Source organism: Pseudomonas sp. B2021 (assembly GCF_018135665.1).
Taxonomy (GTDB): domain Bacteria; phylum Pseudomonadota; class Gammaproteobacteria; order Pseudomonadales; family Pseudomonadaceae; genus Aquipseudomonas; species Aquipseudomonas lactis.
Map to the genome: position 1 here is coordinate 5,105,862 of NZ_SMOF01000001.1, position 11,854 is coordinate 5,117,715.

7 protein-coding genes and 1 pseudogene are annotated in these 11,854 nt (G+C 62.7%); 3 read left to right on the forward strand and 5 right to left on the reverse strand.

The features are described from left to right. Positions 1 to 38: 38 nt before the first annotated feature. Entirely contained in the window at positions 39 to 1,220 is a 1,182-nt protein-coding gene (gene hmpA, locus E1K68_RS23005) for an NO-inducible flavohemoprotein (protein WP_003194056.1), read from the reverse strand. 147 nt (positions 1,221 to 1,367) lie between these two features. Between hmpA and norR the strand changes: the two genes are divergently transcribed. Next, positions 1,368 to 2,915: a nitric oxide reductase transcriptional regulator NorR gene (gene norR, locus E1K68_RS23010; RefSeq protein WP_094774538.1), complete on the forward strand. Its 1,548-nt coding sequence runs from the start codon at positions 1,368 to 1,370 to the stop codon at positions 2,913 to 2,915. Positions 2,916 to 3,045: 130 nt separating this feature from the next. Continuing rightward, positions 3,046 to 3,285: pseudogene (locus E1K68_RS23015) on the forward strand (helix-turn-helix domain-containing protein); the annotation flags it as partial. Positions 3,286 to 3,348: 63 nt separating this feature from the next. Here the strand turns inward: E1K68_RS23015 and E1K68_RS23020 are convergent. Beyond that, positions 3,349 to 4,287: a DMT family transporter gene (locus E1K68_RS23020; RefSeq protein ID WP_034133627.1), complete on the reverse strand. Its 939-nt coding sequence runs from the start codon at positions 4,285 to 4,287 to the stop codon at positions 3,349 to 3,351. 136 nt (positions 4,288 to 4,423) lie between these two features. On the opposite strand from E1K68_RS23020, the gene E1K68_RS23025 reads away from it, so the two are divergent. Further along, on the forward strand, positions 4,424 to 5,299 hold the full coding sequence (locus E1K68_RS23025) for an AraC family transcriptional regulator (RefSeq protein ID WP_003194059.1): 876 nt from the start codon (positions 4,424 to 4,426) through the stop codon (positions 5,297 to 5,299). Here E1K68_RS23025 and E1K68_RS23030 read toward each other — a convergent pair. The 3 genes from E1K68_RS23030 to E1K68_RS23040 form a co-directional block, all read right to left on the reverse strand. Then, the gene (locus E1K68_RS23030; protein WP_212614695.1) at positions 5,296 to 7,791 is read right to left on the reverse strand and encodes a LuxR C-terminal-related transcriptional regulator; all 2,496 of its coding nucleotides are present in this window, start codon (positions 7,789 to 7,791) and stop codon (positions 5,296 to 5,298) included. The two genes, E1K68_RS23025 and E1K68_RS23030, sit on opposite strands and share 4 nt — an antisense overlap. A gap of 549 nt (positions 7,792 to 8,340) precedes the next feature. After that, complete coding sequence (locus tag E1K68_RS23035) at positions 8,341 to 9,699, reverse strand: DUF1329 domain-containing protein (RefSeq protein ID WP_034133637.1); 1,359 nt, start codon at positions 9,697 to 9,699, stop codon at positions 8,341 to 8,343. A 27-nt stretch (positions 9,700 to 9,726) separates the two neighbouring features. After that, a complete protein-coding gene (locus tag E1K68_RS23040; RefSeq protein WP_212614696.1) occupies positions 9,727 to 11,517 on the reverse strand; it encodes a DUF1302 domain-containing protein in 1,791 nt (596 codons plus the stop codon). Positions 11,518 to 11,854: the final 337 nt, after the last annotated feature.

Genomic DNA, 11,854 nt, shown 5'->3' on the forward strand with positions numbered 1-11,854 from the left:
GGCCCGCGATGATGCCGATACGGTCAACTGGCCAAACTCTATTCCAGCGCCGCCGCGGGCCCAAAGAACTCATAGCGCGCCTGCTTCTGCGGCACACCCAGCGCCTTGAGATGCCGCTTAACCGCCGCCATGAAGCCCTTGGGCCCCAGGAAGTAGACATCAATATCACGCTGCTCGGGCAACCAGGCCGCCAGTTGCTCCTGGTTGAGCATCCCGACCTTGTCTGCCGCCGGGCTGATGCCGTCATCCTCGGCATAGCAGTAGAAACGCTTGAGCTGCGGATGCTGGGCCGCCAGGGTGTCCACCCAATCACGGAAGGCATGTACGCCGCCGTTACGAGCGCAGTGGATGAAGTGCACCGGGCGTTCGGTTGCCAGGGCGGCTTCGAGCATCGGCAGTGTGGGCGTAATGCCTACCCCGCCGCTGATCAGCACCAGCGGTTTATCACTGGCGGCCAGGGTGAACTCGCCCGACGGTGGGAACAGGTCAATGGTCGCGCCGACGTGCATCTGGTCATGCAGGTAATTGGAGACCCGCCCACCCGCTTCGCGCTTGACGCTGATGCGGTACATCCCGGTGTCAGTGAGGGCCGACAGGGAATAGTTGCGACGCACCTCTTCGCCATCGAGTACCAGTTTCAGGCCGATGTACTGGCCGGGCGCTGCGGCCAGGATCGGGCCGTTGTCCACCGGGGCGAAGTAGAAGGAGATGATCTCGTCGCTCTCCTCCACGCGTTTGACCAACAGGAACGGCCGCGCACCCCGCCAGCCGCCGGGCGCCTGGGCTTTTTCGTCGTAGATGGCCGCTTCGGCGCCGATCAGAATGTCCGCCAACTGGCCGTAGGCCGCGCCCCAGGCACTCATGACCTCGGGGGTGGCAATCTCGCTGCCCAGCACTTCGGAAATAGCCCGCAGCAGGCAGGCCCCAACGATGGGGTAATGCTCCGGCAGAATCTGCAAGGCCACGTGCTTGTTGATGATCTTGGCCACCAGATCGCCCAGTTGGTCCAACTGGTCGATATGCCGCGCGTACATCAGCACGCCATTGGCCAGGGCGCGAGGCTGGTCACCGCTGGCCTGGTGGGCCTGGTTGAACAGCGGGCGCACCTCGGGGTACTCGGACAGCATCATGCGATAAAAATGGGTGATCAGCGCTTCGCCGCCACTTTCCAGCAGGGGCACGGTAGATTTGATGATTGCACGGTCTTGGGCACTAAGCATGGGAGACTCCTGGGTCTTCTTACTGATTGCCTTAAAGCAGTCAGCAATCATGCCAACTTATAAATCCTTTAATTTCAACGAGTTAAATATTATGTAGTCAGTATGACCTCCTACACTTTATAGTCATAAGGACTACAAGGAGTCATTATGACTGCACAACCCCTGCTCACCACCTTGCTTCCGTTGGTCGCTGACCTGTCCCGGGACTTGCCCGAAGGCGAGCGCTACCGACGCCTGCTGCAAGCCATGCGCGCCCTGCTGCCCTGCGACGCCGCCGCGTTGTTACGCCTGGATGGCGAGTGGTTGGTGCCGTTGGCGGTGGACGGCTTGAGCGCCGATACCTTGGGCCGACGCTTCAAGGTCAGCGAACATCCGCGCTTCGAGATCCTGCTGAGCAGCCCCGGCCCTACCCGCTTCGACAGTGACAGCGAATTGCCCGACCCTTATGACGGCCTGGTCGCCGGCTTGCATGGCCACTTGGAAGTCCACGACTGCATGGGCTGCCCGCTGTTTATCGACGACCAGCCCTGGGGCCTGCTGACCCTGGACGCCCTCGATACCGAGCGGTTTGAACGGGTCGAACTGGACGCCCTGCAAGCCTTCGCCAGCCTCGCCGCGGCCACCGTCAACGTGGCTGAGCGCATCGAGCGCCTGGCGCTGCGGGCCGAAGACGAGCACCAGCGCGCCGAGATCTATCGCCAGGCCAGCGGCCAGCAGCACAAGGAAATGATCGGCCAGAGCAAAGCGCACAAGCGCCTGGTCGAGGAAATCAAGCTGGTCGGCGGCAGCGACCTGACCGTGCTGATCACCGGCGAAACCGGGGTCGGCAAGGAGTTGGTGGCCCAGGCGATCCACGCCGCCTCTTCGCGCGCCGACAAACCGCTGATCAGCCTCAACTGCGCCGCCCTGCCCGAGACCTTGGTCGAAAGCGAACTGTTCGGGCATGTGCGCGGCGCCTTTACCGGCGCGTTGAACGAGCGCCGGGGCAAGTTCGAACTGGCCAATGGCGGCACCCTGTTCCTGGATGAAGTGGGTGAGTTGTCGTTGACCGTGCAGGCCAAGTTGCTGCGCGTGCTGCAAAGCGGCCAGTTACAGCGACTGGGCTCGGACAAGGAGCACCAGGTGGACGTGCGCCTGATTGCCGCCACCAACCGCGACCTCGCCGAAGAGGTGCGCAATGGCCGCTACCGCGCCGACTTCTACCACCGTTTGAGCGTCTACCCGCTGCAAGTGCCAGCGCTGCGCGAGCGCGGGCGTGATGTGCTGCTGTTGGCGGGCTTCTTCCTCGAACAGAACCGTTCGCGCATGGGCCTGGGCAGCCTGCGCCTGACCACTGATGCCCAGGCGGCCCTGCTGGCCTACAGCTGGCCGGGCAATGTGCGCGAGCTGGAGCACTTGATCGGACGCAGCGCGTTGAAAGCCCTGGGCAACTGCCGCGAGCGCCCGAAGATTCTCAGCCTGAGCGCCCTGGACCTGGACTTGCCCGACGTGACTGCGGCGGTGGCCGAAGAAGCACCGGCCCAAGCCCTGACCATGGTCAGCGGCGACCTGCGCCAGGCCACCGAGCACTACCAGCGCCAACTCATCAGCGCCTGCCTGGAACGCCATCAGCACAACTGGGCCAGCGCCGCCCGCGAACTGGGCCTGGACCGCGCCAACCTGGGGCGCATGGCCAAGCGGCTAGGCCTCAAATAAAGCGGGCACCTCCGTTGATCGTTCCCACGCTCCGCGTGGGAATGCCTCACCCGACGCTCCGCGTCATGGCCTCGAGAGCGGACGCGGAGCGTCCCGAGCGGTATTCCCACGCAGAGCGTGGGAACAATCGAGCCTGAGCGCCCTGGACCTGGACTTGCCCGACGTGACTGCGGCGGTGGCCGAAGAAGCACCGGCCCAAGCCCTGCCCATGGTCAGCGGCGACCTGCGCCAGGCCACCGAGCATTACCAACGCCAACTCATCAGCGCCTGCCTGGAACGCCACCAGCACAACTGGGCCAGCGCCGCCCGCGAACTGGGCCTGGACCGCGCCAACCTGGGGCGCATGGCCAAGCGGCTGGGCCTCAAATAAAGCAGGCACCTCCGTTGATCGTTCCCACGCTCCGCGTGGGAATGCCTCACCCGACGCTCCGCGTCATGGCCTCGAGAGCGGACGCGGAGCGTCCCGAGCGGTATTCCCACGCAGAGCGTGGGAACAATCGAGCGCACGGGCCTTACGAAACACCAGCACATTCCCCAGCATCACCAGCACCAGCCCCATCAACGCCGGCGCCGTCCACTGGTAGCCCTCGGCGAATGCGGACACATTCAACGCCACCACCGGAAACAGCACCGTGCAATACGCCGCTTTCTCCGGCCCCATGCGGCCCACCAGGGTGAGGTAAGCGGTAAAACCAATCACCGAGCCCGGGATCACCAGGTACCACAGCGCACCGATATACCGTGCACTCCAGTCCATCTCGAAGGGAATGCCACGCACCGCGCAATAGGTCGCCAACATCGCCGCCCCATAGGCCATGCCCCAGGCATTGGTGGTCAGCGGCTTGAGCCCGGCCTTCTGTTGCAGGCTAGACAACAGGTTGCCCGCCGAGAAGCACAGGGTGCCCAGCAGGGCCAAGCCCAGGCCCAACAAGGTTTGCGGGCTGGCGGTATGCCCAACCAGCTCCGGCCAGAACAAAAAGCCCAGCCCCAGCAGCCCAAGCGCGCCGCCCATCAGCACGTTACGCGCCACCCGCTGGCCGAAAAACACCCGGGCATTGAGCGCGTTCCACAAGGTCGCCGTGGAGAACACCACCGCCACCAGGCCACTGGGGATCCATTGGCTGGCGGTGAGAAAGCACATGAAGTTAACGCAGAACAGGCACAGCCCCTGCGCCAGGCAGATCAGGTGCCCGCGCCGGTTCATCGCCTGCAACTTGCGGCTGAGCAGCAACAGCACGAACAGCACCAGAGCGGCCAGGCCGAAGCGATAGACAATCGACACGGGAATCGCGACCACGCCCAACTGCCATTTGAGGGCGATCCAAGTGGTGCCCCAGATGAGTACGGTGAGTAGGTACAGGAAAAGATTCATAGCCGGCTCCGTCGATTGAGCCACAGTGTGGCCTTCACCCCCTCGCAGGCTCTTGCACATTCTTGCGCTTTTGTCGGGCGATGGGCTCACAGCACCAGCGGTGGAGCGTAGGATGCAAAGTGTCGGAGAACACACCATGCCAGAACTGCAATCGCTGCACGTCTTCCAAGCCCTCAACCGCTCGCCCCACGCACGCTTGCAAGCCTGCGCCGAGCTCGGTGACGGGTTGGCTGCGGCCGTGTGGAGCAACCACCATGACGCCCAGGATTACCAGGCCCCCAGCCATCACACCTTGTCCTGCTACATCGGCGGCGGCACGGGCACCTTTCGGCGTGATCAGCCGGGCCTCAAGGGTGGCCCCGACAAACTGTGCATCCTGCCGGCCGAGCATCAGTCGGCCTGGGTGATCAATGGCGATATTCGCCTGGCCCACCTGTATTTCAGCCCGGAACAATTTGCCCTCGGCTGCGTCACCCTGCTGGACCGTGAGCCACGGGAGTTGCAATTGCGTGAGGGCACCTTCCTTGAAGACCCCTTCCAGGCCCGGCGTTTTCACCAGTTGGTCAGCCTCAACTGGCACGAGCCCGGCGAGCGACTGCTGACGAGCAGCCTGGCCCATGAACTGCTCAGCCATACCTTGCTCAGCCAGGTCGGCGCCCGCGAAGGCCTGCGCTTGAAAGGCGGGTTGGCCGCGCACCAACGGCGGCGGTTGGTAGAGTACATCGACCAGCATATGGAAGACGCCATCAGCCTCGGCCAGTTGGCCGCCATGTGCGCGCTGTCCGAATACCATTTCGCCCGGATGTTCCGCCAAAGCTTCGGTGTGCCGCCCCATCAATACCTGCTGGCACGGCGTCTGGCGCGCGCGCAAAACCTGCTGCGCAGCAGTGCTTTAGCGATCAGTGAGGTGGCCTTGCTGTGCGGTTTTTCCAGCGCCAGCCATTTCAACCAGCGCTTTCGTCACGCCATGGGCGCCACGCCGAGCCAATACCGCCAGGCATTCTGCGCCTAGACCATCAAGCCCAACGTCTTTGCCTTGGCCACCGCCTGGGTGCGTCGCTCTACCCCCAGTTTGCTGTGGATACGCCGCGCGTGCGTCTTGACGGTGTGCAGGGAGATATACAGGCGATCGGCGATTTCCAGGTTGGAGTTGCCGAGCGCGATCAGTTGCAGCACCTCCAGCTCACGCTGGCTCAGCGGGTTTTGCGCCGCCCCGGCAGGCGCGGCCTGGGGCTCCAGGCCCAGCTCACTCAAAAGCCCCGGCGCGCGTAAACGCAACTCGCGGACCGCCTGCTGCACCTGGCAACGCTCTGCCAGCGCCAAGCCCGCTTGCAGCGACCGGCGCGCCAACGCCGGGTCGCCAAGCTGCCAGGTCACTTCACCGAGCACCAGGTGCAATTCGGTTTCCAGGCAAAGCATGCCGCGTTGCCGTGAGGTGTCGAGCAAGGCATTGAGCCGCGCAATGGGTTGCTCGGCGCAGCCCAGCTTGACCTCGGCCAGCACCAGCAAATACTCCAGGCGCGGGATCAGCTCCAAGGTGGCCGGCGGTGCCTGCTTGGCGCAAGGCCCGCGAAAGTGGCGCAACACCCGGCGCACGGCTTGCACCGTCAATTCAGCGCGGCCTTGCTGCAACCAGAAGTGCCCACTGACCAATAGCAGTACCGCGCGGTACACCGTGTCGGGTACCTGACGCTGCTGCATCAGGCGCTCGGCGTCGCGCAATTGAATGAACGCCTGGGCGTAGTCGCCACGATTGGCTGCCAACAGCGCCAGGCCCAGAAAGCCATACAGCACGCGTTTGTCCTGGCTCTGCAGGCACATGCTCAAGCCAGCCTCGAAACATTCAGCGGCCAGGCCGTCCTGGCCCCGACGCAAGGCTAGATGCCCGCGCCGCAGGACAATACGCCCCACCAACGGCCCGGCGGTGAGACGTTGCCCGGCCAACATCGCCTGCACCGTCTCCAATAGGCTCTGTGCCCGGTACGGCGCGCCACGCTGCTCCAGCAACTGGGCGTGGTCCAACTCCAGCAGGGCCTCCAATACCAGCGAACCGTGGGCCCGGGCCAGGCACAGCGCTTCACGGTTCAAGCCTTGGGCGGCCTCCAACTCACCGCGCAGCAAGGCTTGCTGGGTCAGGCCCGACAGGCACATCAGCCGTGATGTCCAGGCGCTGTCAGGCAGCGCTTGCAGGGCTTCGAGAAAGTGCTCACGGGAGCGTTCGGCATCGCCGCTCAAATGCAGCAACCAGCCCCATTGCGCCTGCCAGCGCGCCAGCAGATAGCGTTGCGCGGCGGCCGTCGGTTGCGGGGCAAAGCGGGCCAGTTGCTCGATGCACAAGGCCGCCTGTTCGAATCGCCCGGCGAACAACAACGCGGCCGTGAGCAGCCCCACCAACTGCGCGGAACCCAACATCAACTCATCGCCATGCTGTTCATGCAGGCGTAACAGCAACACGGCGTTCTGCTGGCGAAACAAATCCTCGAAACTGAAGTGCTGCAACAGGCTCACCGCCACTTCATATTCCTGCGCCAGCAACGCCTGCTCGAAGGCGGCTTGCCAGTCGCGCTCGGCGCTGAACCACTGGCAGGCGCGGCGGTGCCACGAACGCTTGGCCGGCCAGGGTTCGTCGCGCAGCAGGCGCGCCAACGGTGGGAAGATGTGCAGCCAGTCGCTGGTGTCTTCCCAGGGCTGGATAAACGCCCCGAGCGCCTGTAGCTCGCGCAGGTACTGATCGCCGTCGCCATAGCCGAACAGGTGTTCGCACAGGCTCAGGTTAAAACGCGGCAAGTGAGCCAGTACACGCCAGGCTTCGGCCAGTGGCGCCGACAAGGTGCTGAAGAGTTCGTGTTGCAGGTAATCCAGCAAGGTCTTATCAGGGTGGCTATCGCCCAGCGCGGCGATGCGCACACCGGCACACCAACCGCCGCTGAATTGCATCACACTGTCGACGTTCTGCCCTGGGGCGAGCAACGCCTGGACCTCCGCAGCGCTGAACGACAACTCACTGCACTCCAGCAATTCATCCTCCAGCAACAGGCGCGGCCAGTTGCACACCGGGCGCCGCCGCGCACCCAGCCACCACGTCAGTTGCGCACTGCTGGCGCTGAGCAGACGGTCGAGCAACGCGTCCAATTCGGGGCCCGGCAGGCGGCAGAAGTCATCCAGAAACAGCCACGCAGGATTGGGCCAGCGGCTGAGGTCGAGCAATAAGGTGGCTTCATCGATAAACACCAGGCCCAGCTGTTGCGCCAGCCGTGTGCACAACTCCAACGGGCTGAGTGCTGCGCCATGGAGCGGCATCCAATGAACCAGGCATCCCGCCGGCGCCTGCAATGCACACTCGGCGAGCAGCGCACTCTTGCCGCTGCCACCCGGCGCGCACAGCAACCTCACACGCGCCTGCGCCGCGAGCAAAGGCTGTGACAAGCGCGGACGCAACAGGTGGTGGGCGGACAGCCGTGGCATGCATCCAGGACGGTCCAGGCAGCGGGTCATGGCGGTCATTGCTGCATCCTGCTGTTTTTATTGTTGCGTCACCCTAGACCTGTGGTTGGCGGTTGTTGAAGAAGTATTCAGCGGGGTGATTGAAGACCATAAAAACCGCGGTGGACACCATTCGGTGTGGGAGCTGGGTTGCCTGGGATGGCCATAGGTATCTACACAACTTTGTGGGTTGTAACAGCAGACGGTAACCACGATGCGAAGCGAGCCGCTCTTGATCTTGCTCTTGATCTTGCTCTTGATCTGCTTGTGATCTTGATCTCAGGCGCCCCGTTAAACCACGCTGGCCGGAATTCGACAGGGATTTGGGGGGTAAACCGGCAGGGATGCCGGCGAATTACGGGCACACCGAGCCTAAGCGAGGTGCCGAGTGGTGGGGCAAGAGCCCTTTGGTTACTTTGGGGCTTTTCCAAAGTGACCCGCCGTCAGGGCGGAACCCTAAGCTGCCGTTACCGCAGCAATGGATATGTACACAATCCAACTGTGTTGACTGTCAGGCAGCCTTCGCAGGCAAGCCAGCTCCCACATTTTTGACCTCACTTCGATCCGCAATCAGCGAACGCCCTCCGACCTCAGTGCTGCCGGGGTGTAATCCGCTGCCTTGGCCGCGAAGCCGAACATAAAGCTGCTTTTCTCTTCGTTCTTCATGCCCAGCGCGATGTAGCGCCCGGCAATCAGGTCATACAGGGTTTCCACGGTGTAGGCCGGCACCTGGTGGTCGTAGTAGAACTGCGCATGGCCTTCGGCAACGCGCCACAGTTGGCCGCGGCCGTCGTAGTGGTCCACGAGGGCGACTTGCCAGCTGTCTTCGTCGATATACATGTGGCGCTTGGCGTAGATGTGCCGTTCGTTGGGCTTGACGGTGCCGACCACTTCCCACACGCGGTGCAGTTCATAACGGGTCAGGTCCTGGTTGATATGCCCGGCCTTGATGATGTCGTCGTACTTGAGGCTCGGCGAATCGAGTTTGTAGCTGTTGTAGGGGATGTACATCTCCTTCTTGCCCACCAGTTTCCAGTCATAACGGTCGGGCGCGCCAGAGAACATATCGAAGTTGTCGGTGGTACGCAGGCCATCGGAGGCGGTGCCTGGGCCGTCGTAGGACACCTGCGGCGCGCGCCGCACACGGCGCTGGCCGGCGTTGTAGATCCAGGCCAGGCGGGGTTCCTTCACCTGGTCAAGGGTTTCATGCACCAGCAGCACATTGCCTGCCAGCCGCGCCGGGGCGGTGACCGACTGCTTGAAATAGCTGAGCACGTTGGCGGCCTTGGCCGGGTCGATATCCGGGATGGCCTGGGGCACCGCCACTTCTTCTTCGAAGCGGATCGGCGTGTAGCTGCCATTGGTCTGGGGCGTGGCCTGGGTGATGATGCGCCGCAGGTTGCCGCCGTGGTAACGGGTGATGTGATTCCACAGCACCTCCACGCCATTCTTGGGGATAGGGAACGCGTAGTAACGGTTGCCGGTGAAATTCTCCAGGCCGTTGCCATCGTTGATCGCCTTCACATTCACGGCGCTGCGCTTGATCGACTCGTAAATGTCCGCCGGCAAGTTGACCGTGCGGTGGCTGGGATACACCGGGATCTTGTAGGTTTCTGGGTAGCGCTTGAACATCGCCACTTGGCCGTCGGAGAGTTTGTCCTTGTACTTGTCCACCGTGGCGGCGGTGATCACGAACAGCGGTTTTTCGTTGGCGAAGGGGTCAGCCAGGAAACCCTTGCTGTCCACCGCGCCGGCGTTTTTCGGGATTCCGCCGGTCCAGGCCGGGATCGAGCCGTCGGCATTGCCGGCTTTTTCGGCGCCGACCGGGGTGAGGGTGGTGCCGAGCTTGGCGGCTTCTTCGGGCGATACTGCCGCCATTACGTTGGCGGCCAATACGCTCAGGGCCAACACTGCAATCATCTTACGCATAGGGTCTTGTCCTTCTTTTAAGCCAGATCAGAAGTTCACGCCGAAGCTGAGGGCGAGGAAGTCGCGGTCGGTCAGGGTGTTGTAGTCACCGCCAAAAAAATCGGTGTAGCTCAGGCTTGCGGTGTAGGTGCTGCGATAGTCCGCATCCACGCCGACGCTGATGGCCTTGGCGCCTTTGTTAAACAGGCCGTTGGGGCCGTAACCGGCCACGTCATGGGACCAGGACAGGTTGGGCTTGAGGTTCACACCGGCAATGGCGTTGTTGTAGTCAAGGATCGCCCGCGCCCGGTAGCCCCATGAGGTGGAGGTGACAAAACCGTCGGTGTCACCTTGAAAACCATAGGCGCCGTATACCGAGTCTCGGCCGTAGCGCAGTTTGCTTTTGTCTTCCAGGCCGGCGACGTGCACCACCGCCGCTTCGCCCACCAATGTCAGGCGCTCGGCGCCCAGTACCTGGTCGAAGAACTGGGTCATGGTGGTCTGGATCTGGGTGATTTCCTTGCGGCGGTAGCCTTTGTTGTCATCGCCGAAATTGCTGCGGATGGGTGAAGCGAGTTGGCCCGCGATGGGGTTGACCAGGGCCAGGGTCAGGTCAGTGGTGTTGAGCTGCACCGGCGCATTGGGCCGATAGCTGATTTCGCCGGTCCACGCCGTGCCCGTGGGCAAGGTAGTAGAGAAACTGGCGCCGAACAGGCGGATGTCTTCGGGGTAATCCAGGTAGTACTGGCCACGGCCGAGCATGGTGCTTTGCGCCAAACCGGCACCGGAGCCAGGTGCCAGGCTGTTGGCGGTGTTGATGATGCGCCCGATGGTCGCCAGGTTGGTATTGGCGGTCAGGGTGCCGACGGTCGGTGTGCGGCTGTGGTAGTTCATGAAGTACAGGCCGTATTCGGTGTCATCACCCAGCCAGCGCAGGGCCGCGCCGAACTGGCCGGAGTCACGCGCATCGCGGTCACCGGCACGCCGTACAATCACCCCTTCATTGGTCACGCCAAACCCTTGGCCAAAGGCAGCCGCCACCGGTTGCAGCGGTCGGATCGCTGGGCTGCCGACGGTGTAGTTATTGGTGCAGCCGTCCGCCGCCACGTCCCCACCGAAGAAGGTGCCGCAGTTGTCGAGCACCGTCTGGTCCCATTCCAGTTGGTAGAAACCTTCCACGGTCAGTTGATTGGTCAGGCTCTGGGAGGCAAACAGCATGTTCACCGGGATCAAGCCTTCCTTGATCTCGGCACCGGGCCTGCGAAACGCCGACACGTCGATCGGGTTGATGCTGTTGATGGAGTTACCGATGAAGGTACTTTCGCCCCAACTGACCACCTGCTTGCCGGCGCGCACGGTGCCGGGCAGGTCGCCCAGGGAGTAGTTGTGGTAGACGAAGGCATCGAGGATCTGCGCACCGCTGGACTTGGCGCCTTCCTTACGGTTGTGGTCGCTGATGGGCTTGAACTCGCGGCCTTCGTCCTTGAGCTCGAAGTCGTACCAATACTTGCCACGCACGAATACGCCGGTGTCGCCGTACTTCAACTCAAGGTCGTGCAGCCCCTTGAAGATCTTGGAGAAGGTCTCGCCCTTCTTGAAGTTGAGGCGCCCGTCATCCCCGGTGGACGCCTGGCCCGTCCCGCCATTGACCGTGCCGACCAGGCTTTTATCGGCATCGCGCATGCCCCAACTGGCGCCGACGGACAGCGAGGAGTCGAATTGCCCTTCGATCTCGCCGATATTGAACGAAACAGCCTGCGCCTGGGCACAGCAGCCCAGCGCAACCGCAGTGGCCAGCGCCTGTGGCGTGAAGATGGCGCGCATTATTGTTTTTGTCATGCGTCTTCCCCGGTGAGTGACAGAAGGCCCCACCCTACTGCCGCCCTTGAGGAGCGATAAGCGCACCAAGGAGGTATTCGTGTTGTCGCTCGAAAGGATGAAAGGGTTCTCTGGCAGGGCGTTGGCCTGGTGGCATGCATGCGATGGATGAAGGGTTATCAGAAGAATCGATGGCGCCTTGTAATTATTGCCGATCTGGTAATAGTCCTTGTCCCGATTTGCTATTACTCATTCTGTTACAACCGATTATTCTTGCCTGGCTTTCAGGGCAAACGCCCGCTCCCGCATCGGGGAGAAAAGCCGATTTATAACGGATTGATCCAGTAATCAGTCTGTT

Coding starts and splice junctions, on each gene's coding strand:
- hmpA (WP_003194056.1), bottom strand. CDS start 1,220: ATGCTTAGTGCCCAAGACCGTGCAATCATCAAATCTACCGTGCCCCTG.
- norR (WP_094774538.1), top strand. CDS start 1,368: ATGACTGCACAACCCCTGCTCACCACCTTGCTTCCGTTGGTCGCTGAC.
- E1K68_RS23020 (WP_034133627.1), bottom strand. CDS start 4,287: ATGAATCTTTTCCTGTACCTACTCACCGTACTCATCTGGGGCACCACT.
- E1K68_RS23025 (WP_003194059.1), top strand. CDS start 4,424: ATGCCAGAACTGCAATCGCTGCACGTCTTCCAAGCCCTCAACCGCTCG.
- E1K68_RS23030 (WP_212614695.1), bottom strand. CDS start 7,791: ATGACCGCCATGACCCGCTGCCTGGACCGTCCTGGATGCATGCCACGG.
- E1K68_RS23035 (WP_034133637.1), bottom strand. CDS start 9,699: ATGCGTAAGATGATTGCAGTGTTGGCCCTGAGCGTATTGGCCGCCAAC.
- E1K68_RS23040 (WP_212614696.1), bottom strand. CDS start 11,517: ATGACAAAAACAATAATGCGCGCCATCTTCACGCCACAGGCGCTGGCC.